This window comes from Siansivirga zeaxanthinifaciens CC-SAMT-1 (genome assembly GCF_000941055.1).
Lineage (GTDB): Bacteria > Bacteroidota > Bacteroidia > Flavobacteriales > Flavobacteriaceae > Siansivirga > Siansivirga zeaxanthinifaciens.
Window position 1 is genome coordinate 869,880 of sequence record NZ_CP007202.1, and the last position, 25,859, is coordinate 895,738.

The 25,859-nt window shown below is 33.1% G+C and carries 25 protein-coding genes; 11 read left to right on the forward strand and 14 right to left on the reverse strand.

The window, feature by feature from the left end:
* On the forward strand, positions 1-324 hold the full coding sequence (locus AW14_RS03915; protein ID WP_044639476.1) for an HNH endonuclease: 324 nt from the start codon (positions 1-3) through the stop codon (positions 322-324).
* Between the two features lie 184 nt (positions 325-508).
* Here the strand turns inward: AW14_RS03915 and AW14_RS03920 are convergent, their stop codons facing one another.
* From AW14_RS03920 to dgt, 3 genes are all read right to left on the reverse strand, one after another.
* The gene (locus AW14_RS03920; RefSeq protein ID WP_044637632.1) at positions 509-982 is read right to left on the reverse strand and encodes a hypothetical protein; all 474 of its coding nucleotides are present in this window, start codon (positions 980-982) and stop codon (positions 509-511) included.
* 96 nt (positions 983-1,078) lie between these two features.
* Positions 1,079-1,555 (reverse strand): Hsp20/alpha crystallin family protein, encoded by a 477-nt coding sequence (locus AW14_RS03925; RefSeq protein ID WP_044637633.1) that lies wholly within the window; start codon positions 1,553-1,555, stop codon positions 1,079-1,081.
* 189 nt (positions 1,556-1,744) lie between these two features.
* Positions 1,745-3,085: a dGTP triphosphohydrolase gene (gene dgt, locus AW14_RS03930; RefSeq protein ID WP_044637634.1), complete on the reverse strand. Its 1,341-nt coding sequence runs from the start codon at positions 3,083-3,085 to the stop codon at positions 1,745-1,747.
* Between the two features lie 190 nt (positions 3,086-3,275).
* Between dgt and AW14_RS03935 the strand changes: the two genes are divergently transcribed.
* The 3 genes from AW14_RS03935 (at position 3,276) to AW14_RS03945 (ending at position 8,118) form a co-directional block, all read left to right on the forward strand.
* Positions 3,276-3,662, forward strand: coding sequence for a carboxypeptidase-like regulatory domain-containing protein (locus AW14_RS03935; protein ID WP_044637635.1), 387 nt, complete (start codon positions 3,276-3,278; stop codon positions 3,660-3,662).
* Positions 3,663-3,944: 282 nt separating this feature from the next.
* Complete coding sequence (locus AW14_RS03940; protein ID WP_044637636.1) at positions 3,945-6,701, forward strand: TonB-dependent receptor; 2,757 nt, start codon at positions 3,945-3,947, stop codon at positions 6,699-6,701.
* Positions 6,702-6,924: 223 nt separating this feature from the next.
* A complete protein-coding gene (locus AW14_RS03945; RefSeq protein ID WP_052647426.1) occupies positions 6,925-8,118 on the forward strand; it encodes a hypothetical protein in 1,194 nt (397 codons plus the stop codon).
* A gap of 73 nt (positions 8,119-8,191) precedes the next feature.
* On the opposite strand, the gene AW14_RS03950 is transcribed toward AW14_RS03945, so the two are convergent.
* Positions 8,192-8,548 (reverse strand): toxin-antitoxin system YwqK family antitoxin, encoded by a 357-nt coding sequence (locus AW14_RS03950; RefSeq protein ID WP_044637637.1) that lies wholly within the window; start codon positions 8,546-8,548, stop codon positions 8,192-8,194.
* Positions 8,549-8,930: 382 nt separating this feature from the next.
* On the opposite strand from AW14_RS03950, the gene AW14_RS03955 reads away from it, so the two are divergent.
* The 3 genes from AW14_RS03955 to ppnP all read left to right on the forward strand — a co-directional run bounded on the left by AW14_RS03955 (position 8,931) and on the right by ppnP (position 12,968).
* Positions 8,931-10,133 carry a porin gene (locus AW14_RS03955; RefSeq protein WP_245617615.1) on the forward strand — a complete coding sequence of 401 codons (1,203 nt, stop codon included), beginning with the start codon at positions 8,931-8,933 and terminating at the stop codon, positions 10,131-10,133.
* A 148-nt stretch (positions 10,134-10,281) separates the two neighbouring features.
* Positions 10,282-12,582 carry an inorganic phosphate transporter gene (locus tag AW14_RS03960; protein WP_044637639.1) on the forward strand — a complete coding sequence of 767 codons (2,301 nt, stop codon included), beginning with the start codon at positions 10,282-10,284 and terminating at the stop codon, positions 12,580-12,582.
* 104 nt (positions 12,583-12,686) lie between these two features.
* Positions 12,687-12,968: a pyrimidine/purine nucleoside phosphorylase gene (gene ppnP / locus AW14_RS03965; protein WP_044637640.1), complete on the forward strand. Its 282-nt coding sequence runs from the start codon at positions 12,687-12,689 to the stop codon at positions 12,966-12,968.
* Between the two features lie 51 nt (positions 12,969-13,019).
* Here ppnP and AW14_RS03970 read toward each other — a convergent pair whose 3' ends face one another.
* From AW14_RS03970 to AW14_RS04000, 7 genes are all read right to left on the reverse strand, one after another.
* Entirely contained in the window at positions 13,020-13,355 is a 336-nt protein-coding gene (locus AW14_RS03970; protein WP_044637641.1) for a hypothetical protein, read from the reverse strand.
* 44 nt (positions 13,356-13,399) lie between these two features.
* A complete protein-coding gene (locus AW14_RS03975; protein WP_044637031.1) occupies positions 13,400-14,596 on the reverse strand; it encodes an IS256 family transposase in 1,197 nt (398 codons plus the stop codon).
* 84 nt (positions 14,597-14,680) lie between these two features.
* Positions 14,681-15,040: a hypothetical protein gene (locus tag AW14_RS03980; protein WP_044637642.1), complete on the reverse strand. Its 360-nt coding sequence runs from the start codon at positions 15,038-15,040 to the stop codon at positions 14,681-14,683.
* Positions 15,041-15,516: 476 nt separating this feature from the next.
* The gene (locus AW14_RS03985) at positions 15,517-18,006 is read right to left on the reverse strand and encodes a ribonucleoside-diphosphate reductase subunit alpha (protein ID WP_044637643.1); all 2,490 of its coding nucleotides are present in this window, start codon (positions 18,004-18,006) and stop codon (positions 15,517-15,519) included.
* 36 nt (positions 18,007-18,042) lie between these two features.
* A complete protein-coding gene (locus tag AW14_RS03990) occupies positions 18,043-18,792 on the reverse strand; it encodes a methyltransferase family protein (RefSeq protein WP_044637644.1) in 750 nt (249 codons plus the stop codon).
* Positions 18,793-18,820: 28 nt separating this feature from the next.
* On the reverse strand, positions 18,821-19,801 hold the full coding sequence (locus tag AW14_RS03995) for a ribonucleotide-diphosphate reductase subunit beta (RefSeq protein ID WP_044637645.1): 981 nt from the start codon (positions 19,799-19,801) through the stop codon (positions 18,821-18,823).
* A gap of 287 nt (positions 19,802-20,088) precedes the next feature.
* Positions 20,089-20,652, reverse strand: coding sequence for a DUF3109 family protein (locus AW14_RS04000; protein WP_044637646.1), 564 nt, complete (start codon positions 20,650-20,652; stop codon positions 20,089-20,091).
* Between the two features lie 107 nt (positions 20,653-20,759).
* On the opposite strand from AW14_RS04000, the gene AW14_RS04005 reads away from it, so the two are divergent.
* The 3 genes from AW14_RS04005 to AW14_RS04015 are packed head-to-tail and all read left to right on the forward strand — an operon-like array spanning position 20,760 to position 22,177.
* Positions 20,760-21,347, forward strand: a complete 588-nt coding sequence (locus tag AW14_RS04005) for a MarC family protein (protein ID WP_044637647.1) — start codon at positions 20,760-20,762, stop codon at positions 21,345-21,347.
* Positions 21,348-21,361: 14 nt separating this feature from the next.
* On the forward strand, positions 21,362-21,565 hold the full coding sequence (locus AW14_RS04010) for a hypothetical protein (RefSeq protein ID WP_044637648.1): 204 nt from the start codon (positions 21,362-21,364) through the stop codon (positions 21,563-21,565).
* A gap of 3 nt (positions 21,566-21,568) precedes the next feature.
* On the forward strand, positions 21,569-22,177 hold the full coding sequence (locus AW14_RS04015) for an FAD-dependent oxidoreductase (RefSeq protein WP_179944500.1): 609 nt from the start codon (positions 21,569-21,571) through the stop codon (positions 22,175-22,177).
* Here AW14_RS04015 and AW14_RS04020 read toward each other — a convergent pair whose 3' ends face one another.
* The 3 genes from AW14_RS04020 to AW14_RS04030 form a co-directional block, all read right to left on the reverse strand.
* Positions 22,178-23,770, reverse strand: a complete 1,593-nt coding sequence (locus tag AW14_RS04020) for a S41 family peptidase (protein WP_044637650.1) — start codon at positions 23,768-23,770, stop codon at positions 22,178-22,180. It lies immediately after the preceding gene.
* A 1-nt stretch (position 23,771) separates the two neighbouring features.
* Entirely contained in the window at positions 23,772-24,203 is a 432-nt protein-coding gene (locus AW14_RS04025; protein WP_044637651.1) for a deoxycytidylate deaminase, read from the reverse strand.
* Positions 24,204-24,558: 355 nt separating this feature from the next.
* Positions 24,559-25,155, reverse strand: coding sequence for a HupE/UreJ family protein (locus AW14_RS04030; protein ID WP_044637652.1), 597 nt, complete (start codon positions 25,153-25,155; stop codon positions 24,559-24,561).
* A gap of 128 nt (positions 25,156-25,283) precedes the next feature.
* Here AW14_RS04030 and AW14_RS04035 point away from each other — a divergent pair, with 128 nt between their 5' ends.
* Positions 25,284-25,802: a hypothetical protein gene (locus AW14_RS04035; RefSeq protein WP_044637653.1), complete on the forward strand. Its 519-nt coding sequence runs from the start codon at positions 25,284-25,286 to the stop codon at positions 25,800-25,802.
* The last annotated feature ends 57 nt before the right edge of the window (positions 25,803-25,859 follow it).

Below are 25,859 nucleotides of genomic sequence, written 5' to 3' on the forward strand. Positions count from 1 at the left end.
ATGGCAAATAAATGGGGAATTCCAATAGAAGTAGAAAATATTGTATTAGCAAGGGATAAATCCTGTGTTTATTGTGGAGTTACTTTCACCAAGGATGGTAATTCAAGAAAAACAAAACAATCTTGGGAACATATTGTGAATGATATTAGAATTAATGGAACTGATAATATTGCACTTTGTTGTATGTCCTGTAATGCGAGTAAAGGAGCTAAATTATTAGAGAATTGGCTTGAGAGTGCTTATTGTAAAAACAAAGGAATAACCAAAGAAACTGTGGCAATTACAGTAAAAAAAGCTATTGAAAACCCACCTAAATTAAAATAAAAACTACAATCCAAACTACAAACCCCGCGTTAGCGATTACTCATAAATTTTATTTTAAACTTGGAAATCGTGAATGCTAAGCATTTGTAGTGGAAAGCCCACAGCGAGGCACGAGCGAGGACTTGAAACGAAAAGCGCGACCCGTTAGGGTAACGCCCAATAATTAAAAAATAAAAGCTAGTATTTAAAATTGCCTAGTGGTTTCGTTTTGAGGTTTATAGGTGTTGTTGTGAAATTTTTCGAGAAACTTTTTGTGTCGCTCCATGAGTTTTTGGGTAATGTCATTTATATCGGTAAAGCCAGAACCGAAATCGCTGTCGAAAAAATCGTCCTTAAAAAACGGATTCGAAAACAGGGAATCTTGAGGAAATAACCTTGTGAATTCGTCCTGCTCTGCCCCAGAAAATCCTTTAAAAATATGCGATTTAAACGATTGTTGTATGCGGTCGTTGTTGTGTGAGGACCACGAATATATACTATCGTATTTTATTAGGTTTCCGTTTTCGTCGAATTCTTTATCGACTTTCCAACTGCCTTTGGGTTCTTGCTGTATTTTTTGGGATTGCTCTTGTTGTAAAGCTACATCTGGCTTTTTACTTTGACTTTGACAACCTACACTTAATATGGATGCCATTACTAGAAGCAAATACTTTTTCATGATATACCTTTTTAAGTTAAACTGTTTTAAATATTGGAGGCTAGCAGGCTAACCTCCAATGTTATAAAAGTTAATGCATTAAAAATTTACTATCTATTAAGAAATTTGAATGGTTCTTGCCGGTTTTTGTTTGGCTTCTTCTTTTTTAGGTAATAAAATGCTTAAAATACCATCTTTGTAGGTCGCATTAATTTTTTCTTCGTTTACGGTTTCTGGTAAAGTGAATGTTCGTTTAAAAGAAGAATAGCCATACTCTCTACGGGTATAATTTGCGTCTTTTTGCTCGTTTTCTTCTTTTATTTCTGTAGAAATAGATAATAATTGATTGTCTAGATCTATATGGAAATCTGATTTTTTAAGTCCGGGAACAGCCATATCTACAATGTATGCATCTGCTGTTTCTTTAATATTTACTTGTGGTAAGGTAATACCTTTATTAAAGTTTGAGGTAAATACCGATGGTAAATCGCGGTTAAAAATATCATCTAACCAATTAGACCATGTAGGGAAGTTTAGATTTGAATTATTGTTTACTAAACTTCCGTTTTTAGGAACACTTACTAAATTGCTCATAATTACAAAATTTTAAATTAAACATTATTTCAAATGGAATTCTTAAATGAATTCGCTGCATTAAAAACAAATAAAATGCCAAATTAAAAAAAGCATGTTTTAAGCGATTTACTTAACAAAACATGCTTATTTTGATACAAAATGACAGATTTTTGATGAAAATCTTGTCAAAATGACATTTTTTTGAATTTAAAAACTGATGCCTTTTATTTTCTTATAGTCTAAAATGGCTTTGCTGTCTGACAATAACGACACGTAAAAACACACACTCGATAAACGCTCGTACAAGCTATCGCTTTGGGTGTTAATTGTTTTTGGCAATCCTTTTAAAATTAAGGTATCGTAATTTGATGCGGTGACGTTATACGTGTTATTTACTGCTGTAGTATAGGTTTTTAAAAGGGTATTTATAACCCCATAACCTGCAATTTCTTTATCGACAACCTCGGTAGACTGGTATATGTTTTCGATGCTTATTTTTATAACATCTTTAATTTGAGCTTCGTATTTGCTTTTATCGAGCAGGGCACAGTCGAAGGTGCCGTTTAAAATAGCATCTTCGTTTTTCATGAAAATATCGACGGCTTCGTTTATTAAGGTTCCTATAGCCAAGGCACGCAAATAGCCAATTCTATCTTTTTTTGTGGTGAGGGCATAATAATTTTCAGGGCGAATGTTATCTCGAATGATTTTTGATAAATACTCTAAAGCAAATTCTTCTTGTATGAGACCTAAATTGATGCCATCTTCAAAATCGATAATGGTGTAGCAAATATCATCGGCAGCCTCTACAAGAAATGCCAACGGGTGGCGCGCAAAACTTAAGTGGGTTTCACTGCGATTTATGAGTCCGAGTTCCTGAGCGATGTCTATATAGGCGTCTTTTTCACTTTGGAAAAATCCGTATTTTTTATCGGCAATATGCTTGGTTGGTTTATTGGGCAACGATTCTTTTGGGTATTTAGTAAAGGCTCCCAAAGTGGCATAACTTAAACGTAACCCACCTGGGCGACCGTCGCGGCTTTCGGTTAATATTTTGAATCCGTTAGCATTACCTTCGAAATCGCATAAATCTTGATATTCTTTTGGGCTTAACAATGCTTTATATTGAAGCCCTTTTCCGGTTTTAAAAAATTCGCCTATGGCCTTTTCGCCCGAATGACCAAACGGCGGATTCCCAATATCGTGTGCTAAAGCCGCAGCAGCAACAATGGCCCCGAAATCGTTGGCCTGATACCCATGAACGTTTTGTAAATGCGGGTGTTTTTCTAATAATTTTTTACCTACCAATCGTCCCAGAGAACGCCCAACAACACTAACTTCTAAGCTGTGCGTTAATCGTGTATGCACAAAATCGGTTTCAGATAAAGGAATTACCTGGGTCTTATCTTGAAGACTTCTAAACTCTGATGAAAAAATAATACGATCGTAATCGACCTCAAACCCCAAGCGGGTTTCGTCTTGTTCTTTTCTTATTCTTTTATTGTTATCGCCAAAGCGTTTTAAAGATAATAAATCTTCCCAATTCATAGCATCGTCTTAAGTGTTGGCAAGATAATTAAAATCGTGAAAAAACATAAGCTTATAAAACAGAGTTGTTATTTAAATTAAAGCGCATCTGTTAACATTAGGGTAACATTAACATTATAATTGTTTAATGTTTAAGTAACATTCAGTTTTTATTAATGCCTTTAATTTGCTGTAAATTATAAAAGTACTAATGAAACATTTAATTTACATATTTACACTACTAGTAACTTCTTTCGTATTTAGCCAAAATACAGGTATGGTTGTAGGGCAAATTATGGACAATGAATTAAATGACACACCACTAGTTCTTGCCAAAGCTGCCCTAAAAGATACAAACGTAGCGGTAGATACCGATTTAACTGGTATGTTTGTTATAGAAAATTTAGAAGCTGGCGATTATACTTTAGTTTGCAGCTTTGTTGGTTACGAAACTAAAGAAATTAACATTCATGTAGATGCTAACGTACCTACCGAATTAAAATTAGCGCTCGAAGCCACTACAATTTCTTTAGCAGATTTAGCTTCGCTTACCGAAGTAGCTCAAAAAACAGACAAAACTACAGCTGTTTTAAATTAATTTACACTTAAGCTTTTTTATAGTTTAGCATTCTCATTATTAAAATGACATTTTTGTATTTGTAATTTTTATAATGGTACTAGCTATTTGTAATCTTTAGATTCTAAACCCTCTCTAATTTAATTTTATAATTAAACGTGTTTATTTTAATGTTAAATTATTGTACTTTTCAACTACATTTCTTAACATTTAGATAACCCTATTGTTACTATTGTTTAACCTATTAGTAACATCCTATTCACATACTATTTCGTTCTTTGCGCCAAGATAAAAACTAAAAGAATGAAAAAAATCACCCTATTATTAATGCTGTTTACAGCAACAATAATGCAAGCACAAAACACTGGTTCTGTGGCTGGTAAATTAACCGATAAAGAATATAACGACGAGCCTTTAGCCTTTGCTAACGTATTAATTAAAGGCTCTACAAAAGGTACAACCTCTGACTTTGATGGTTTATACAGTATTGAAAATTTAGCGCCAGGCGCATACACTTTAGTTATTAGTTTTGTTGGATACGAAACTCAAGAATTGCCTATTACAATAGTTGCAGGCAAAGTTACTACCGTAAATGTACCCATGGGTGCAAGTGCTGCTTCATTAGACGAAATTGTTATTACAACAACGACAAAACGTGAAAGTGAAACTGCCTTATTATTAGAACAGAAAAAAGCTATAGAAATAAAAACATCTATTGGTGCACAAGAACTAGACAAAAAAGCTGTATCCAATGCAGCTACTGCTACACTTAAAGTTGCAGGTGTAAACAAAAAAGAAGGCTCTAGTAAAATTTATGTAAGAGGTCTTGGTGACAGATATAACAGTACTACGCTTAATGGTTTGCCTTTACCTTCTAACGACCCTACAAATAAAAATATAGATTTATCACTATTCGGAACAGACATTATAGAAAGTGTAGGTATCGGTAAAGCTTTCTCTTCATACATGTCTTCTGATGTTTCTGGAGCAAATATTGATATTGTAAGTAAAGAAATAACTGAAAAGTCTTTATTAAAAGTAGGTATTTCAACAGGTGCTAATACTCAAACAACTTTTAAAGATTTTAAAGAAATAGATGGTGCTAACTGGTTTGGTGTAAACTCTAATACCAAACATAAAATTAGAGACCTAAACGTTTATAGTTTTGACAATAGTTATTCACCTAATTCAGGAACTGCAAATCCAAATGTTGGTATATCATTAAATTATGGTAAAAGATTCACACTTTCTGATGAAAGTAACATTAGCTTATTTTTAGTTGGTACTTTTGGAAATGAGTATACATACCAAGAGGGTCGTTCTTCTAATATTATTGATGTTGGTAACGTAGGAACTATTTTCGACACGAAAACTTACAATTACGAAGCTTCAAAAATGTTAATGGGTAACATCGCTTACAAAATAAACAATAACCATAAAATTAGTTTCAATCATTTGTTTGTTCACTCAAACAATCAACAAATTGAAGATTTTACAGGAACAACAACAGATGTTGGTAGAGATAACGATGATAACCGATTAATAAATTTAGTTTTACAAACAGAAGTTCAAAACAGATTGTTTGTTAATCAATTATTATCTACTAATAACTTTGGAGCATCTACAGATGTTAACGCTGCTGTAAGTTATAATGCTATTTATAATGATGAGCCAGATAGAAGAAAAAACACGTTCATTATTGATAATGATTCAAACACTACTAGAATTTCACAAAACGCTGTAAGAGATAATAGTAGATTTTATGGTAATTTATTTGAAACCAATATCGCAGGAAACTTAAATGTTGTTCGCTATTTAGGAAACAGAGACGAAAACAAAGGAAAATTAACTTTAGGATACAATGGAAGTATCGCCGATAGAAAATTTGATGGTATTTACTTCGACCACAACTTTAATAGTCCAACCACTACCTTTGTTGATGTTAATAATTTAGATCAAACATTTAACCAAACCAACTTAAATAACGGTGTTTTTGGTGTAGAAACTTCTAGAGGAAGAAACAGTAATGATGCTGAAACCTATTTACCTCAATTATACGATGCAGAAAAAACAGTACATGCTGTATATGGTGATGTTATTTACAAGTTTGGCGAAAAACTAACAGCCAATTTTGGATTAAGAGCAGAAGATATTAAAATGAATGTGTCATGGGATACAAACATTAGTTTCCCTGGTTTTTCTAATAATAGTAACATCGATTTAAACAAGCAATATGTGCTTCCTTCATTAAATTTAAAGTATGTATTAAATGATAAAGTTAACTTTAGAGCTTCGAGTAGTGTAACGTATACATATCCACAATTTAAAGAAATTGCGCCTTTTACTTACGAGGGAATTAACTTTCAAGAAAGTGGTAATCCTGCTTTAGTTGCGTCAGATAACTACAACGCCGAGATTAAATTTGAATTATTCCCTAGCAAAAGTGAATTATTATCTGTGGGATTGTTTGGTAAATTAATACAAAACTCCATTAACCGTCTTGAAAGAAATTCGGCAATTGAAAGAGATTTTACCTTTGATAATTCTGGTGACGCTACTGTATTTGGGGCAGAAATTGAAACCAAATGGGATATAATTAATAACGACATTAATGAAGACAAAACTAAAACGTTAAGCGTAGGCGCTAACGTTACATTAATGAAAACAGAGTTAAAATATAATACCTCTAACACTTCATTTAATTACACTGGAAGCAGTTCTCAACTTGAAGGTGCATCACCATTTACTTTAAATACAGATATATCATATCAATTTAAAAACGTTGGTAACTCTACCATAGCATCACTTGTATTTAATTACCAAAGTGATAAAGTATTTAGTATTGGAACTAACTTTCAAGAAAATATAATTGAAAAGGGTGTACCTATGGTAGACTTTATTTTTAGTCATCAATTCTCGAAAAAAATAGCTGTTAAGTTTAACGCTAAAAACATACTTAATCCAAGTTTTGAAACATACCGAGATATTCCAGAAAAGTTAACCATGAGCTTCTATAAAAAAGGAGCTACTTTTTCTGCAGGAATTAGTTTTAATTTATAGTAAAAAAAACCTCTTTGAGGGTTTTTTTACTATAAATACCTTTCATGTAAACTCGATGGAAATAAAACATTACGGTTCGTATTAAAAATAACCTTAACCAAAAACATTAATTTAACATTAGCCAAAATTCTTAACGAAAAACTAATGTTCACATAAAACTATATTTAAGCACTTAGAGTTTCTTTGCTTAAAATTCTAATAAATACAAAACCTAAAAAATAAAATGAAAACTTTAAAAAATTTATTCTTAATCGCAACTGTAATTTCTATTTTTTCTTGTTCAACTGTTGATGATAACAGAACTATCGATCCGGGACAAGGAGAAAACCCAATTACAGGTAATGAATTAAATGGCAATATAACTACAGACTCTAAATTATTAGCATCTGTAGAATATACAATTACCGGCTCTTTAACTGTTAAATCTGGTGCTACTTTAACCATTGAGCCTGGTACAGTTATAAAAGCTAGAAGCGGAAGAACCGATGTGTTTTTAGCAGTAGAAAGAGGTGCTAAATTAATTGCTAAAGGTACGGCTGCAAAGCCAATCAGATTTACATCAGACGCTACATCTCCTAAAGCTGGAGATTGGGGAGGTATTGTAATTGCTGGTAAAGCATCTTCTAACAAAGGAACAGATGTACAATCTGAAGTAGCGGGTTTACTTTACGGTGGTACTGTTAATGATGATGATTCTGGTGAATTAAGTTATATTATTGCAGAATATACTGGTGCTAAAATTAACGGAGAACAAGAATTTAACGGAATTTCTTTCTTTGGTGTTGGTAGTAAAACTATTGTTAATAATATAGTAGTTAGCGATGGTAACGATGATGGTGTTGAGTTTTTTGGTGGTACTGTTAATGTAAATAACGTATACTGTGCTAATATAGGTGATGACATGTTTGACTGGACAGAAGGTTACTCAGGAACTATAACAAACGCTTTTGGTGTTCGTAATGATGGTTTCGATACAGCTTCTAACGACCCAAGAGGACTTGAAGGCGATAGCAACAGTGCAGATATCACAGCTTTACCAATTTCTAAACCAACATTAAAAAATGTTACTATATTAAACCTTAATCCAGATGTAGCTCTTACAGGTGGTGCAGAGATTAGAAGAGGTACTGAGGCTACTATTGATAATATTTTATTCGCTGCTTACGGAACGGCATCTTTTGGAAACAGAATTGATACAGCAGACGGAAATGGTAACGGTATTTTAACTATTACCAATGCTTTTGCTCAAGGGAATGTAGGTAACGATAAAATTGGTGGTGCTATTACTGGTACAGTAACTACCATAACAGATGGTATCACAGTTCCTTCAAACAATACTATCACTACAAAAACAGGCGTAGGTGCAGACTTAAGTGCTTTTGCATGGGCTAACCGTACTTTTGTTGTAACAAAGTAGTATTCGATAAAAACAAATAAAAAAGCCTCCCAAATTGGGAGGCTTTTTTATTTCATTTCATGTCTAACTAACTTTAAATGCCCTGCTTGTTTTTAACTTCAGATTCTTTTAAATTAGCTATAACATTTGCGTTATAATCTACTTCTTTTACAGTTTCTTTTGTGTAATAAAACCATTTGCCGACTTTTTTACCATTATCATAATTTCCAGAAATCGTTTTTTCACCATCTGCAGAAAAGCTTAACCACTCACCTTGTAATTTACCATCTGTAGTGTAATAACCTGTTTGGCTTACAGCTCCATTGTCATGATAATAAACAACCTCTATTAAATTGGTTTCTTTGTTAAACTTTAAATCTCTCTTTTGTTCTTTTTGAGCAAAAGATACCACAGTAATTAATAAGGCAAAAAATAAAACTAACTTCTTCATAATTATGGGGTTTTTATATTATTATATCAAATATATATAATTCATAACTTTAAAACAACATTCACATAACATTAAATTAACATTGAAAAAACATTTAATTGAATATCAATATTATACATATTAATATTTAACATTGAAATATTAATAATTACTTAATATTAGCATTACATTAAAATTACCTTAAACGTTGATATTTGTTATAGTCTTAAGACAAATTTAGTATTTCATATAATCTATTAGTTTTTGTCGACTACATTATTATGAATTTCTAGTGAGACTGCCTTGGCCAAGGCAGTCTTTTTTGTTAAGATATTTAACAATTAGGAAACATTAAGTTAACATTGAAGTTGGTTATTTGCAGCGACAAAAACTAAAAATGATAATGAAAAACTTAAAAGCAATTTTAATTGTTATTCTTGTTGCTACACTACAAATTAATGCTCAAGACACTGCTCCTATTACAGAAAACACTAAAAAAGAGTGGTTCGAATCTTTTAAAATAAGAGGCTATGCCCAAGTGAGGTATAACGGTTTGTTTCAAACTAACCCAGACTTAGGCTGCGAACAATGTGACAAATCTTGGGGTGGAGATAGTCAATTTTTCTTCAGACGTATTCGATTGGTTTTTTACGGACAAATTCATCCCAGAATATACTTCTACATTCAGCCCGATTTTGCAAATGCAACTGGCGGAAATCAACAATTTGGACAAATTAGAGACGCCTACTTCGATGTAGGTTTAGATCCAAAAAACGAATTTCGTTTTAGAATTGGACAAAGTAAAGTGCCTTTTGGTTTTGAAAACATGCAATCTAGCCAAAACAGGTTGCCTTTAGACCGTAATGATGGTTTAAATAGTGCTGTGAAAAACGAACGTGATTTAGGGATCTTTTTTTATTGGGCACCTGAAGAGATAAGAAAGCGCTTTTCTATGCTTACTAGAGAGGGCTATAAAGGAACTGGAGATTATGGTGTTTTTGGTTTGGGTGTTTATAATGGTCAAACTGCCAACGTCGCCGATTTGAATAATAAAAAGCATGTGGTAGCTCGATTAACTTATCCATTTAAAATGGGCTCCCAAATTTTTGAACCAGGAATTCAAGCATATACTGGTCAACATACTATAGATCCTGATGATATATCCGATGGCGTTCAAACAACTGATGACAATACATATATAGACCAACGCTTAGGGTTTACAGCTGTTTTATATCCTAAGCCATTTGGTTTTCAAGCTGAATACAATTTTGGTAGAGGTCCTGAATTTAATAAAGAAACCCAAGCCATAAGTGTTGAGAAATTACATGGTGGTTATCTTCTATTAAATGCAAAATGCTCAATTAAAAACCAGTTAATATATCCATTTACTCGAATTCAATACTACAATGGTGGTAAAAAACATGAGTTAGATGCTAGAAGTTATGAAGTAAAAGAATTGGAATTAGGTGTGGAATGGCAACCTTATAAAAACTTTGAAATTGTGGCTATGTATACCTTTTCGGATAGAACTTATGAAGATTTTATTAATCAAGACAACAACCAAAAAGGAAGCTTGTTGCGATTACAATTTCAAGTGAACTTTTAATTCATTTAAAGAATTTATTTCTACGAAGAATCAATATTCTCTTAAAAAATTATACTAAGTATTTACTGTTTGTGAAATTAAAAAATATAACAATTACGTAACTTAGCATTCCAAAATACATTAGATATTTGCAAACTTATTTTTTATTATGGACAATATTTACTTATTAATGATAGTTGCCCTAGCGGTATTAGCCATTGCCGATTTAGTGGTGGGTGTTAGCAACGATGCAGTTAACTTTTTAAATTCTGCTATTGGATCTAAGGCTATTTCATTTAAAACAATTATGATAGTTGCCAGTATTGGCGTTGCCTTAGGAGCTGTTTTTTCAAGTGGCATGATGGAGGTTGCAAGATCTGGAATTTTTAACCCTCATGAATTCATGTTTAATGAAATCATGATTATTTTCATGGCGGTAATGATAACAGATATTCTGTTATTAGACTTTTTTAACACCGTAGGAATGCCAACTTCTACTACCGTTTCTATAGTTTTCGAATTATTAGGAGCTTCAGTAGCTATGGCACTTATTAAAATAGGGCATAATGGTGGAACTTTTTCTGATGTAGTAAACTACATAAATACATCTAAGGCTACCGAAATCATTTTTGGCATCTTATTATCAGTAGTTATTGCCTTTTCTGTGGGTGCAATGGTTCAATGGGTATCAAGGTTGTTATTATCATATAACTATGAAAAACAGGCCAATTGGGTTGGTGCTATTTTTGGTGGTATTGCCATTACATCTATTACCTATTTTATTTTTATGAAGGGTATTGGGGGAACATCCTATGCAAAAGAAAGTTATGATATTATAGGCGGCTCAACCATTAAAGAATTTTTAAGTAAGCAAGCACCATTAATTATTTTTGTAAGTTTAATTTTTTGGTCATTGTTATCTTATGCCTTAATCGCTTTTGCTAAACAAAGTATTTACAAAATTGTAATTATTATAGGAACCTTTGCCTTGGCATTAGCTTTCTCTGGTAACGATTTAGTTAACTTTATAGGTGTACCAATTGCTGGTTGGCAATCTTACACAGCTTGGGCTGGTTCTGGCGTATCCCCTGAAGCCTTTAGCATGGGTTTTCTTGCCGATAAAGTTCCAACTCCAACCTTTTTATTGGTTGTAGCAGGTTTTGTTATGGTCGCTACTTTATGGTTTTCTAAAAAAGCAAAAACAGTTACCGAAACCGAAATTAACTTATCAAGAGAAGGAGATGGTAAAGAACGTTTTCAACCTAACTTTTTATCTCGTGGTTTTGTTAGATTAGCCGTTGGAGCTTCAGAAATGTTATCCTATATATTACCACAAACTTGGCAAGCTAAAATTGACAAACAGTTTGAAAAGCCTGTAATTAACTTAGTCAAATCTAAAACACATGAATTACCAGCTTTTGATATGGTTCGTGCAGCAGTAAACCTAATGGTAGCTGCCATTCTTATATCGTTAGCAACCTCAATGAAATTGCCTTTATCTACTACTTATGTAACATTTATGGTGGCTATGGGTTCCTCTTTGGCCGATCGTGCTTGGGGTGCAGAAAGTGCTGTTTATAGAGTTGCAGGGGTGTTAAATGTTATTGGTGGTTGGTTCTTTACTGCCATTATAGCCTTTGTTGCTGCCGCCATAATAGCTTATTTGTTAAACTGGAATGTTGCCGCTATGGTACCTGTTCTACTTTTAGTAGCTATTTTACTATTAGTTAGAAACTATATCGCACATAGAGAAAAATCGAAAGAAGCAAAAGCTGAAGATAGTTTAACTAAAGCTGAAAGCAGCTCTATCCAGGGTGTTATAATTGAAAGCGCTAAAAATATTGCGAGTGTTATTAAACGCGGAAATAAAGTTTATACAAACTCCATTAATGGTTTAGCTAAACAAGATTTACAACTATTAAAGAAGAACAAAAAGCAAATAGTTAAATTATCTAGTGAAGTAGATGAATTAAGAGATAACATCTTTTATTTTATTAAGAATTTAGATGATTCAAGTGTTGGAGCAAGTAATTTTTACATTCATATTTTGAGTTATTTACAAGACATGACACAATCTTTAGAGTATATATCTAATGTAAGTTATAAGCATGTTAACAATAATCATAAAAAATTAAAATTTAACCAAATAAAGGAGTTGAAAGAAGTAGACGAACGTTTTGAAGTATTATTTAATAATACGAGAAACGCTTTTGAAACTCAATCTTTCGAGGAGATTGGAATAATTTTAGGTAGAAAAACTGAAATAACCTCTTTAGTAACAAACAAAATACAGAAACAAGTAGAACGCACCCGTACCGAAGAATCGAGTCCGAAAAACACCACGCTTTACTTTAGTATTTTATTAGAAACTAAAGATTTATTAAATGCCACTATGAATCTTTTAGAAGAATATCATAACGCGCATGATGCTAAGGTAGCTCCTGCAAGAATTAATAAAGACCAAGAATAAACAGGTTTAAATAAATAAAAAACACCTCTATGGAGGTGTTTTTTTATGCAGTTATTTAAGAAATAAGTCTAATTAGTTAATTACTTTTACAAAAAATTAAACATATGATTTCTACAAACGAATATTTTGAAGGCAATGTTAAGTCTTTAGGCTATGTAACTGCTTCAGGCAAATCTACTTTAGGTGTTATGAATCCTGGCGATTATGAATTTGGCACCTCACAACATGAAACCATGCGTGTTATTGAGGGTGAAATGACGGTTAAATTACCAGAATCAAACGATTGGAATACGTTTAAAGCAGGAGATACTTTTGAGGTAGATGCCAACAAATCTTTTCTAGTTAAAGTAAGTGTTCAAACTTCGTATTTGTGCCAGTACAAATAAAACTAACAACATAACCAAACTAAAAAAGCACCTCTTTCGAGGTGCTTTTTTTTATGCAGCATTCCAAAGAGACTTAATTTCTTCGCATATAAATTCAATCTCCGAAAGTGTTTTTGATAAGTTATTTGGAACTTTAATAACACTTTCACCAAAGACATCTATTGACAAACAAAATTCCTCTAAAACAATTTCACCTTCGCTAGCAACTACTTCACTAAGATATTTACTTAATAAACTTGATATATATCTAGATTGAACTTTATCAAATATATTATTCTTTGATATGTGAATTTTAACAGCTCCTAAAAAAATCTTTTCACCGATTTTTATTTTAAAGATAACATCTGGTGAAATAATAATTTCAACACCATTAAGCTCAATTGACACTATCCCGTAAAGTGTGTAAGTTAAAAATCGAGGGTTTAACTTTTTTAAAGTTGAACCCTTTTTTCAAATATAGTTAAAAACTGGTTTAAAATAATGCCCCAGTTCCTAATAGGCATCGACCATTTTTTGGTAGCCTCTCTAAGGGCTAAAAAAGTGGACTTCATAACAGCTTCATCTGTTGGGAATGAGAGCTTGTTTTTAGTGTATTTTCTGATTTTTCCATTAAGGTTTTCAATAAGGTTCGTAGTGTAAATGATTTTTCTAATTTCTAAAGGAAATTCATAGAAAGCGGTAAGTTCTTCCCAGTTATCTCTCCAGCTTTTAATAGCGTAAGAGTACTTGTGTTCCCATTTCTGAGCAAAGTCTTCTAGGGCGGCTTTTGCTGCACTTTTGGTGGGTGCATCGTAGATGCTTTTCATGTCCTTTGTAAATTCTTTCTTGTCTTTCCAAACAACATACCGACAAGCATTACGAATCTGGTGTACCACGCAGATTTGGGTTTTAGATTCAGGAAAAACGTTTTTAATGGTGTCGGTAAAACCGTTAAGATTATCTGTGGCCGTGATAAGCAAATCCTGAACGCCTCTGGCTTTCATATCGGTTAGTACACTCATCCAAAAGGCTGCCGATTCATTCTTCCCCAACCAAAGCCCTAAGACTTCCTTTTTACCATCTCTACGCAGTCCTACGGCGATGTACATGGTTTTGTTAATGACTTTGGAGTTCTCCCGAACCTTAAATACGATGCCATCCATCCAAGTAATTAAATATACGGGCTCCAGAGGTCTGTTTTGCCAAGCAACAATATCATTGGTAACTTTATCTGTGATACGTGATATGGTAGATGTGGATACATCAAAATCGTAAACTTCTCGGATTTGCTCTTCAATATCAGAATTACTCATACCCTTGGCATAAAGGCTGATAATGACGTTTTCTATGCCATCAACCATGTTAGTGCGTTTAGGAACCAGCATAGGGTTAAAAGAAGCGTCCCGGTCTCTGGGAACTTTAATATTAGTCTCTCCTAAAGCTGTTTTTATCTTTTTAGACCCATAGCCGTTACGGGTATTGCTATTATCGGATTGCTGATGCTTCTCATAGTCTAAATGAGCATCAAGTTCCCCTTCTAGCATCTTTTCAATACCTCGCTTTTGAATGGATTTTAGAAAGGAGGTCAGTTCGTCTCCTGTTTTAAACTGTTTTAAAAAATCGTCGTTTAGAAAATCTTCTTTCTTCATAAGTGTGTAAATTTTAAAATTAAACAAAAAAATTTCGAGGGTTGCAACCCTCGATATTTTTAACTTTACACACTTTGTGAGATACTACCGCTCAATTGACTTTGATTCTACTTTTTTAATAACCTCAAAAGTTTCGCTCTTAAGTGAATGAGGGAGTTTTAAACTAACATATCTTTCTAAAGCTTCTAATGAAACTGTCCTGTCATGAATTTGCCTTGATTTTATAGGTTTTCTGAGTTTTAATTCTTCTATACCTTTAAAAACAGGTTCTAAATCGCAATTATTCTCAATCGATTTTCTGATTCTAGATTTAGGTAATTGATACCATGATATCCTAAACTTGTTAGGTTGCTTTTGTTGTCTGATAATAGTTCGCTTTTTTGATTCTGTTGCTTTAGAAAAATCTGCAAACTGATTAATTGAAATTAAAATTTTTTTTGTCATGTAAAATTTCTATTACGTAAACTCATGTTTGTTAATGAGTTTACTTGTTAATAAATCTCATTATTGTTGATAATTAAAAAAATCAACACTTTAATAGAATATTTAACTTGGCTAGAAGATTCTAATTTTGTACGTTTGAAGAACAAAATAGTAGATGAGTTAATCTCACTTCTACATAATTACAAATTTGGATCCGACACCTAAATTGTAAATTAAAAACCAAGAGGGATATTTCTAAATGTCCCTTTTTTTATTTATTTTTTTAACTCTTCTTTATATAAAACTAAATTAATTTAAAACTCAAATTTAAGTCTACCTCATTAAAAATAAAAGGTATAGATATAAACATTCTTGAAAAGTTTTGAACAATAATTCATACAATTTTAAAAAAGCACCTCTTTCGAGGTGCTTTTTTTATATAACACTTAATTTAAAAATTTATCTCTTAGCCAGATAACCTCGAGATCGTATTTGCTTTACGAACCACACATTAAACAATCGTCTCCTTCTGATGCCTTAGCCTGCGCAATTAACGCTTTCATTTCTTCGGCAGTCATAGGTTCTACATTAGATTCTGCTGTATTGGTTTGTTGTGCAAATTTAGCTGCGTTATTAACCGCAATCTGTCTTTTTTGTTCTTGTTTTGCTGAGTCTGCTTCATTAACCACCACCACTTCTTCTGCAGTAGGCTCTTCTTTTTTAGTTGTAGATAGAGTAAATTTAATAGCATCAACAGCACTCTTAGTACGTAAATAATACATACCGGTTTTTAAGCCACTTTTCCATGCATAGAAATGCATCGATGTTAATTTAGCCATGGTCGCTCCTTCCATAAATAAGTTTAGCGATTGCGACTGGTCTATGAAGTATCCACGCTGACGAGACATATCGATAATATCTTTCATGCTTAACTCCCAAACCGTTTTGTATAAGTCTTTAATATGCTGCGGAACATCTACATTTTGTACAGATCCGTTAGCACGCATAATATCTTGTTTTAAACCATCGTTCCAAAGGCCTAGCTCTACTAAATCTTCTAATAAATGTTTGTTTACAACAATAAATTCTCCAGACAATACACGTCTTGTATAAATATTAGACGTATAAGGCTCAAAACACTCGTTATTTCCTAAAATTTGAGATGTAGAAGCTGTTGGCATTGGCGCAACTAAAAGCGAGTTACGTACCCCATGTTTAAGTACTTGTTTACGTAATTTATCCCAATCCCAGTTACCGCTTAATTCTTCATCTTTAATATTCCAAAGATTATGTTGAAATTGGCCTTTGCTAATTGGAGAACCTTCATACGTTTGATAAGGACCATCTGCTTTGGCTTCTTCCATACTTGCTGTTACAGCAGCATAGTAAAGTGTTTCGAAAATATCTTGATTTAATTTTTTAGCCTGATCGCTTGTAAAAGGCATACGTAATTGAATAAACGTATCTGCCAATCCTTGAACACCTAAACCAATAGGTCTGTGACGCATGTTTGAATTTTTCGCCTCTACAACCGGATAGTAATTTCTATCGATAACACGGTTTAAGTTTTTGGTTACGCGTTTGGTTATACGGAATAATTCTTTATGATCGAATTCGCCATTTTTAACAAACATTGGAAGTGCTATCGATGCTAAATTACAAACAGCAACCTCATCTGGTGATGTATATTCTAAAATCTCGGTACATAAGTTAGAAGAACGAATGGTTCCTAAATTTTGCTGATTTGATTTACGGTTTGCAGCATCTTTATATAACATGTAAGGCGTACCCGTTTCAATTTGAGATTCTAATATTTTCTCCCAAAGCTCACGTGCTTTAATAGTTTTACGGCCTTTACCTTCGGCTTCGTATTTTAGGTATAAAGCTTCAAAAGCTTCACTGTGTACTTCATCCAGACCTGGACACTCATTAGGACACATTAACGTCCAAGGGCCATCTTCTTGGACACGCTCCATAAATAAATCTGAAATCCACATCGCATAAAATAAATCGCGAGCACGCATTTCTTCTTTACCGTGGTTTTTCTTTAAATCTAAGAAATCCATAATATCGGCATGCCAAGTTTCAATGTACATGGCGAAACTTCCTTTACGTTTTCCACCACCTTGGTCTACATAACGCGCCGTATCGTTAAATACTTTAAGCATAGGTACAATACCATTACTAGTACCATTTGTACCCGCTATATAGCTTCCCGTTGCGCGAATATTGTGTATAGCTAAACCAATACCTCCAGCAGATTGCGAGATTTTAGCTGTTTGTTTTAAAGTATCGTAAATACCGTCGATACTATCGTCTTTCATTGTTAATAAGAAACAAGACGACATTTGCGGTTTAGGTGTACCCGAGTTAAAAAGTGTAGGCGTTGCGTGCGTAAAATACTTTTTAGACATAAGTTCGTAGGTTTCAATAACCGATTCTAAATCGTTTAAATGAATTCCTACGGCAACACGCATAAGCATATGTTGTGGGCGTTCTGCTATTTCGCCGTTTAATTTTAGTAAGTAAGAGCGTTCTAAAGTTTTAAAACCAAAGTAATCATAACCAAAATCGCGATTGTATATAATAGTAGAATCTAAAACATCTTTGTTTTCCATGATTACCTCATACACATCATCTGCTAAAAGTGGCGCATTTTTACCAGTTCTTGGGTTTACATAGGTATACAAATCGTGCATAACCTCACTAAACGTTTTTTTCGTGTTTTTGTGTAAGTTAGACACCGATATACGCGCTGCTAAACGTGCGTAATCTGGATGTGCCGTGGTCATGGTTGCAGCAATTTCTGCAGCTAAATTATCAAGTTCACTGGTTGTAACACCATCGTATAATCCTTCAATAACTCTCATGGTTACTTTTAAAGGATCTACAAGTTCGTTTAATCCGTAACATAATTTACGAACCCTAGCCGTAATTTTGTCAAACATGACTTGCTCTTTTCTGCCGCCTCTTTTTACTACATACATGGTTTTTGGTTAATTTAAGTTAGTATTATATTGGTATTATTTTTCTAATTTTTCTAGAACAGTGGTCTTCTTTTCTAAAAATTTTAGAATAATAAAAATGACTCCTGTTACTATTGTTGCGTTAAACTCCCAACTGTCTGTTAATAAAACAGTGCCTGTTTTAACATAATTTTCAACAAAAGCGAAAAGGTAAAATAACAGACATAACAGGAATAACCCATTACGCTCCTTTTCTAAAACGCGTCTCCAATTAAATGGAATGTTTGGTTTTTTATAATTTAAATGTTTAGGAACAAAAATTGGCGTTTTTTCAGTCCAATCCAGGTAAACAGATTTAAATTTATCTCTTAAAAATTCTTCTTCGGCGTAAATGATGCGCTCGTAGTACATCCAAAAAACGAATGTAAATAACACTACAAACCACAAATTACCTGTTAGCATACACACAGCTAACCACATTAAATAATTCCCTACATACAACGGGTTTCTAATAATAGAATACAAACCGGTTGTGTTTAGTGTGTCTGCAATAAGTTTATCTTTTCTACCTGAAGTATTTACAGGGGTATAACCAACTGTAAAACAACGAATAAGTAAACCTAAAAAACCAACAAACACACAGCTACTTTTTAATATTTCTGATATTGTTGATGAACTATGTTCTTTAAAATATGCTGCCTCGTAACCTATCATTATAAGACCAGCGACTAAAAATAACACAGGCAAATAGCCTCTGTATTTAAATAAAAAACCGCCTTGAGCTTTTAACTCTTCACGTAATGCCATATTGTTTAATTATAAATCTTAATAAAAATTAAAAATCGGCATCAAAAGTAAACTTGTCTTTATCTTCTTCTTTGTTTAATACCCCTGCTTTTTGATATTCAGATACACGTTTTTCAAAGAAATTTGTTTTTCCTTGTAACGAAATCATATCCATAAAATCGAATGGGTTTGCGGTGTTGTACTCTTTTTCACAACCTAATTCAGACAGTAATCTATCGGTTACAAACTCTAAATACTGCGACATTAATTTGGCATTCATACCAATTAAACTCGCTGGTAAAGATTCTGTAATAAACTCACGTTCTATATCTAAAGCATCTACAAGAATTTCTCTTATTCTGGCTTTAGGCACTTTATTTACTAAGTGTTTGTTATGTAAATGCACAGCAAAATCGCAATGCACACCTTCGTCGCGAGATATTAACTCGTTAGAGAAGGTTAATCCTGGCATTAAACCTCTTTTCTTTAACCAGAAAATAGAACAAAACGCCCCAGAAAAGAAAATACCCTCTACAGCTGCAAAAGCTATTAAACGTTCTGCAAAACTTGGCGATTCAATCCATTTTAGAGCCCACTCGGCTTTTTTCTGAATTGCAGGAAAGTTATCTATGGCATTAAATAATAAATCTTTTTCTTTTTCGTCTTTTACATACGTATCAATTAAAAGCGAATAGGTTTCACTGTGAATGTTTTCCATCATGATTTGGAAACCATAAAAGAATTTAGCCTCACTATATTGAACTTCATTCACAAAGTTTTCAGCTAAATTTTCATTTACAATACCATCACTAGCTGCAAAAAATGCCAAGATGTGTTTAATGAAATAACGCTCGTCATCATTTAATTTATCTTTCCAATCTGAAAGGTCTTGATGTAAATCGATTTCTTCTGCTGTCCAGAAGCTCGCCTCAGATTTTTTGTACCACTCCCAAATATCATGATGTTGAATTGGAAAAATAACGAATCGATCTTTATTTTCTTGCAGAATGGGTTCTATTGCTTGAGACATTTTTTTTAGTTTTTATTTAAATAATTAATGAAAATCAGGACTGATTTGGGAATAACAAAGATTGAAAATTGAAGTTAAAAATGAAAGGTATAGTTATAAACATTCTCGAAAAGTTTTTAACAATTAAAAAAACTCTTTTGAAAATGAAGTTTCAAAAAAAAATAATTAATTATTTGATTTACAAGTATTTAATTTTTTTGAAAACACAAAAAGTTTACAGAAAATTTAATTTTATATGGTTTTAAACCCCTAGTTTTAAAGGGGTTTTAGGCCGAAATTTTAAGTTATTAAAACTTATTAGCAACCTTCTCTAACTCCATGTACCAGTCTTCGCCAAATTTTCTAATTAAGGCTTCTTTTACAAATTTGTAAATAGGAATTTGAAGTTCTTTACCTAAAGAACAGGCATCGTCGCAAATGTGCCATTTGTGATAATTTACTGCCGAAAATTCGGTGTAATCTTGAACGCGAACAGGGTATAAATGACAAGAAACTGGTTTTTTCCAAGAAACTTCGCCTTGGTTGTAGGCTTCTTCAATAGCACAAAGGGCTACATTTTTTTTATCGAAAATAACATAGGCACAGTCGGCGCCATTAATAAGTGGTGTTTCAAAATCGCCTTCTTCAGAGGTTGTATAAACGCCTTGTGCTTCAATTGCAGCAATACCCTCTTTTCTTAAAAAAGGTTTTACTTTGGGATAAATGTCTTTTAAAATCTGAGTTTCGTGTGCTTCTAAGGGTGCACCTGCATCGCCATCAATACAACAAGCGCCTTTGCATGCCGACAGATTGCACAAAAAATCTTTTTCAATAATATCTTCTGAAACGATGGTTTTTCCTAACTGAAACATAAATACACCTATATTGGAGTTGGCAAAAATAACGAAACTTTAGCGTTTATTAATACTGTTATTCATGTTATTAAAATACTTTTGCATCAAATTTTAAAAGTAGAGCTATGCAACTTAATTTTAAGGAAATATTCACAGCCTTTATGGTGCTTTTTGCTGTAATTGATATTGTAGGAAACATTCCTATTATAATAGATTTAAGAAAAAAAGTTGGCCACATACAAAGCGAAAAAGCATCGATTGTTGCTGGTATTATTTTAGTTTTCTTTTTATTTTTAGGAAAAAGTATTTTAAACTTAATAGGCATCGATGTGAACTCGTTTGCAGTAGCAGGTTCGTTTATTTTATTTTTTATTGCTTTAGAAATGATTTTAGGCATAACGCTTTATAAACATGAAGAACTTTCTGCCGAAACTGCTACTATATTTCCGTTGGCATTTCCGCTTATTGCCGGACCTGGAAGTTTAACAACTTTATTATCGTTAAGAGCAGAATTTAAAACCGAAAACATAATTGTTGCTGTATTTCTAAATGTTATTGTTATTTTTATAGTATTAAAAACATCGACAAAAATTGAACGTATTATTGGGCAAAACGGCATTAATATTATTCGTAAAGTTTTTGGCGTGGTATTATTAGCCATTGCAGTTAAATTGTTTGCTCATAACATACAGGCCTTATTTAATATTAATTAATACAAAAAATAACCATGAAAATTTTCACCATAATTATAAGCGTTTTATCTGTAGCTCTTATTGTTTTTAACTTAACAAAAGTAAATTATAGTGCGCCGTTAGAAGGCAATAGCACCGTTGCTTTAATTACTATTTTAGCATCGCTTTGTGCTTTATTTATTGTGCTAATACTTTATGTTTCTAAACGTATTGAAGCCAAAGTAAAAAACCAAAAGTAAATTATGTTTGATGCGCTTATAATAGGTGGTGGTGCTGCAGGCTTATCTTGTGCTTTGGTTTTAGGATCTGCAAAAGAAAAAGCCTTTGCAAAAAACAAACGCATTGGCATTGTAATACATCAAAAAACTTCGCATTTACAAACCGCTTTATTTAATAATGTATTAGGTCTGGAACCAGGTACCTTGGGTGCCAATATTTTAAAAAATGGCAAAAAACAACTTGCTAAGCTATATCCGCATGTTGAACAAATTGACAGAGAAAAAGTTTTAGAAATTTCTAAAATTGAAGATGTATTCTTGGTGCAAACCAACAAAAACAGCTACCAAGCTAAAATAGTTGTTGTTGCTGTGGGTTACACTAATTTAATGAGCCTAAAAGGTTTAGAATCTTACATAGCACCTCATCCCAGATCGCCCATTGAAAAAGACAGGATTTGGTTAAAAAACACCGATCATATTGTTGATAAAAACCTTTATGTAGCAGGATCGTTAGCCGGTTGGCGCAGCCAGTTTGCTATTTGTGCTGGTAGTGGCACCCACGTTGCTACAGATATTTTAACGCTTTGGAATGGTGGAAATCACACCAAGGTACATGATAAGATTGCACTATAATTAATTACCCAATTTACTTAATTCGATAACCTCTTCAATCATGATGTCGCGCTGATTTAAAACTTGATTAAAAGCGCCTTCGCCATATAATTGATCGGCTAGATTGGCTTTAATATACTGTTTAACTTCGTCGTGATAAGCCACAAAGGTTACCTTAGAATCGGTACGTTCGTTTACATATTCTTGAAACTGAAACACCATATCGTCGCTTATTTTATAATTTTCGATAAACTCTTTTTTAGAAAGGCCCTTGTAGGCATTTCTATTTTTTTCTAGCATTTCGAAAATAAAATAACCAATAAACCCGCGACGCTCTAAAAAAGTAAGGGTTTCGTTTTGCATGCTATTATCTATAGGCACAAACACATCGGGGATAATACCGCCGCCGCCGTAAACTATTTTACCTTTTGGTGTTTTAAACTTTAAAGAATCGGCTACTTTAATTTTATTAGCATCGAGAAGTTCACCACTTTCAAGACGCTCGAAATAATCGTCGTAATAGGTGTCGTTTCCTTTATTGTAAGGTCGCTGTATAGAACGTCCTGTAGGAGTGTAATATCTAGAAACTGTTAAACGTACAGCACTGCCATCGCCTAAATCCATTTCGCGTTGTACCAAGCCTTTTCCGTAGGAGCGGCGACCAACAATGGTACCCTTATCGTTATCCTGCAAAGCCCCGGCAACAATTTCGCTTGCCGATGCCGAGTTTTCGTTAATAAGTACAAATAATTTGCCTTTCTGGAAATCGCCTTTATCGGTTGCGAAGCTTTTTTCGATATTACCGCGTTTGTTTTTAGTGAACAAAATGAGTTTATCTTCTTCTAAAAATTCATCTACAATATCTTCGGCAATGTTTAAAAATCCACCGGGATTGTCTCGCAAATCTAAGGCTAATTCTGTGGCGCCTTCTTTTAATAAATCGTTTAAGGCCTTTTTAAACTCTCTGTATGTAGACTCTGCAAATCGATTAATTTTTATATAACCCAATGTATTGGTTAGCATATAGGCTGCATCGACACTTTTAATGGGGATAACCGATCGTTTTACTGTAAAGTCTAACAATTTAGGCTCGCCTTTTCTAAAAACCTTTAAATTAACATTGGTTCCAATAGAGCCTTTAAGTTTGTTTATAATCTCGTCGCTTTTAAGTTTTGCCCCATAAAGTGTGTCGCCATCGGCTAAAAGAATTCTGTCGCCACCTTTAATACCGGCCTTTTCACTTGGCCCGTTTGCAATGGCGCGAACTACCGCAATAGAATCTCGGTAGGCATAGAAACTAACCCCAATACCTACGAAATCGCCTTTCATGTTTTCGGAGACACTTTGCATGTCTTCTTTTGGAATATAAACAGAGTGCGGATCGAGATTTTCAAGAATACCATTTACGGTAACATCGACGATGCTGTCGGTATTAATATCGTCTACATAATCGTAATCTATATAATCTATAAGCCTGTTTAGTTTGTCTTTTTTACTGTTTGAAGAAAATAAACGATCGCCAGAATCGGCAAAATGAAGTTTTCCTCCAATAAAAATTCCAGCCGCTACTGCGACTCCCAAAATTAAAGGCAAATATTTTTTTTTGTACGGCATGTTAGGCTTCTATTTCTTCGATGTGTTGCAGTTCTATACCTGCTTTTTTCAAGAATTTTAATCCGGAATCGTCTTTATAAGCTTGTTTGTAAACAACTTTTACAATACCAGCCTGATGAATTAATTTACTACATTCTTTGCAGGGCGACATGGTTATGTAAAGCGTGGCGCCTTGGCAGGATTGTGTGGAGGCAGCTACCTTTAGTATGGCGTTGGCCTCGGCATGTAAAACGTACCATTTGGTGTAGCCTTCGTCGTCTTCGCAGAAATTTTCGAAACCCGAAGGTGTGCCATTGTAACCATCGGAAATAATCATGCGGTCTTTAACAATAAGCGCGCCCACTTGTCGGCGTTTACAATACGACAATTTACCCCACTCTTCTGCAATTCGTAAATAAGCTTTATCGTATTTTAATTGTTTACTTTTTAACATATATATTTTTTATAGGGTTTACACTCGTGTGCAAACCGCCTTTTCGCTTTTAAACAGAATATAAAAAGGGATTAAATGTAAGACATTCACCATTTTCTATGTTTAAAATTACCTATTAAATACTATATAACGAATATACTTTGTTCGTATTTTAATTACAACTGAAGTTATTAAAAGTTTAACGAAAGTTTATACTATTATGGGGGTTGCGTTAGGGATTGTAGTGGAAATCCTTTTTTGTTTTCTAGAAAGCTTGTTAGTTAACTAACCTTTTGAAAACAAAAAAGATTGCAACGTAAAGCCCGACCGCAGCCAATAGCGCAGCATTTGGCTGGGGTAACGCCCAAATTATTTTTTAAATAGATTTTAGGAAATCGCTATGCAAAATCATTGGAATAACCAGACCTACAACAATTGCAGAAATAACCATAATCCAGTCGCGTTTTGAAAACCTGAATATGGTTTGCACTATGTAACCTATAAGTAATACCACTAAAACGATTATTAGTTGTGCAATTTCGATGCCTAGTGCGAATTCTAAAAGCAATAGTAACTTACTGTCTGAATCGCCCAGAAGCATTTTAAATTCGCGTGCAAAGCCCAGGCCATGTATTAAGCCAAAAAATAGGGTTGATAAAAATAATACGCCTACTTTTTCTTTTTGGGCGCCTTTACCTGAGGTAAAAACATTAAATAAAGCGACAATTAAAATGGTTATTGGAATTAAGAATTCTACTATGTTGGCGTTTATTCTTACCACATCGTAGCTTGCCAAAACCAAAGAAAGGGTGTGCCCTAAAGTAAACATTGAAACAAGTAAAAATACGCGTTTCCAGTCTTTAAACATATAAGGAACGGTAAGCACTATAAGGAATAAAACGTGATCGTAGGCATTTATATCGAGTAAGTGATTTATGCCATATTCTACATTGAACCAAAAATTTTCTAACATTGCTACTAATTAAGATTAGGGGATTTTCAAATATACAATTTATTAGATTCTTTTATGTATTGCTTATATTTTTTTAACTTAAAGAAACTAATACTTTATATTTGTGCGTTGTATTTTATTTACTTTCTATGAATATTAAAATTTCTAGTGTTTTACTGCTTTTATTTATTTGTTTGTCGTGCAAGCACAAGCAAGAAGAGCATTTGGTTGAAAATGTAGAACAAAACGAAAGTCAGGTTATTACCGAAAAAGATATTTCTAGACTTAAATACACCGATTTTATTTTAGATACCAGAACAGAAAAAGCCATTGTAGACTGGAAAGAATATTATACCCTTTTTGATGTTTTAACCAACGTAAAAAAAGGTGATTTAAGTTATTTTAATGCTGAAGAAAACCCCCATAAAAACCTTTTTAAAAATATGGTGGAAAATATACCAACCGAAGTAGATTCGGATGCGATTAAAGCCCGGATTCTTGCTTTAGAAACCAAGTTTTACAAACTGGAAACTTTTGCAAATATATCTACCTCAACAAAAAAAGAACTTTTAGGAACCATTAAAGAATTTTTGGTGGCTTTTTCTAATTTAAATCTCCAAATGAATAAGAAAATTGAAGGTGACAACATTATAATTGAAAAACCTTAATTCTTAATTTCTATTTAATAAAAAAGGCATCTTTACTAGATGCCTTTTTTATTGGGT

Excerpts from the sequence above, each read along its gene's own strand:
- AW14_RS04035 (WP_044637653.1), top strand. The coding sequence starts at position 25,284 with ATGAATATTAAAATTTCTAGTGTTTTACTGCTTTTATTTATTTGTTTG.
- AW14_RS03975 (WP_044637031.1), bottom strand. The coding sequence starts at position 14,596 with ATGAAGAAAGAAGATTTTCTAAACGACGATTTTTTAAAACAGTTTAAA.
- ppnP (WP_044637640.1), top strand. The coding sequence starts at position 12,687 with ATGATTTCTACAAACGAATATTTTGAAGGCAATGTTAAGTCTTTAGGC.
- AW14_RS03935 (WP_044637635.1), top strand. The coding sequence starts at position 3,276 with ATGAAACATTTAATTTACATATTTACACTACTAGTAACTTCTTTCGTA.
- AW14_RS04005 (WP_044637647.1), top strand. The coding sequence starts at position 20,760 with ATGCAACTTAATTTTAAGGAAATATTCACAGCCTTTATGGTGCTTTTT.
- AW14_RS03915 (WP_044639476.1), top strand. The coding sequence starts at position 1 with ATGGCAAATAAATGGGGAATTCCAATAGAAGTAGAAAATATTGTATTA.
- AW14_RS03990 (WP_044637644.1), bottom strand. The coding sequence starts at position 18,792 with ATGGCATTACGTGAAGAGTTAAAAGCTCAAGGCGGTTTTTTATTTAAA.
- AW14_RS03945 (WP_052647426.1), top strand. The coding sequence starts at position 6,925 with ATGAAAACTTTAAAAAATTTATTCTTAATCGCAACTGTAATTTCTATT.
- AW14_RS03980 (WP_044637642.1), bottom strand. The coding sequence starts at position 15,040 with ATGACAAAAAAAATTTTAATTTCAATTAATCAGTTTGCAGATTTTTCT.
- AW14_RS04015 (WP_179944500.1), top strand. The coding sequence starts at position 21,569 with ATGTTTGATGCGCTTATAATAGGTGGTGGTGCTGCAGGCTTATCTTGT.
- dgt (WP_044637634.1), bottom strand. The coding sequence starts at position 3,085 with ATGAATTGGGAAGATTTATTATCTTTAAAACGCTTTGGCGATAACAAT.
- AW14_RS03955 (WP_245617615.1), top strand. The coding sequence starts at position 8,931 with ATGAAAAACTTAAAAGCAATTTTAATTGTTATTCTTGTTGCTACACTA.
- AW14_RS04000 (WP_044637646.1), bottom strand. The coding sequence starts at position 20,652 with ATGTTTCAGTTAGGAAAAACCATCGTTTCAGAAGATATTATTGAAAAA.
- AW14_RS03950 (WP_044637637.1), bottom strand. The coding sequence starts at position 8,548 with ATGAAGAAGTTAGTTTTATTTTTTGCCTTATTAATTACTGTGGTATCT.
- AW14_RS04030 (WP_044637652.1), bottom strand. The coding sequence starts at position 25,155 with ATGTTAGAAAATTTTTGGTTCAATGTAGAATATGGCATAAATCACTTA.
- AW14_RS04010 (WP_044637648.1), top strand. The coding sequence starts at position 21,362 with ATGAAAATTTTCACCATAATTATAAGCGTTTTATCTGTAGCTCTTATT.
- AW14_RS04025 (WP_044637651.1), bottom strand. The coding sequence starts at position 24,203 with ATGTTAAAAAGTAAACAATTAAAATACGATAAAGCTTATTTACGAATT.
- AW14_RS03920 (WP_044637632.1), bottom strand. The coding sequence starts at position 982 with ATGAAAAAGTATTTGCTTCTAGTAATGGCATCCATATTAAGTGTAGGT.
- AW14_RS04020 (WP_044637650.1), bottom strand. The coding sequence starts at position 23,770 with ATGCCGTACAAAAAAAAATATTTGCCTTTAATTTTGGGAGTCGCAGTA.
- AW14_RS03960 (WP_044637639.1), top strand. The coding sequence starts at position 10,282 with ATGGACAATATTTACTTATTAATGATAGTTGCCCTAGCGGTATTAGCC.
- AW14_RS03985 (WP_044637643.1), bottom strand. The coding sequence starts at position 18,006 with ATGTATGTAGTAAAAAGAGGCGGCAGAAAAGAGCAAGTCATGTTTGAC.
- AW14_RS03940 (WP_044637636.1), top strand. The coding sequence starts at position 3,945 with ATGAAAAAAATCACCCTATTATTAATGCTGTTTACAGCAACAATAATG.
- AW14_RS03995 (WP_044637645.1), bottom strand. The coding sequence starts at position 19,801 with ATGTCTCAAGCAATAGAACCCATTCTGCAAGAAAATAAAGATCGATTC.
- AW14_RS03925 (WP_044637633.1), bottom strand. The coding sequence starts at position 1,555 with ATGAGCAATTTAGTAAGTGTTCCTAAAAACGGAAGTTTAGTAAACAAT.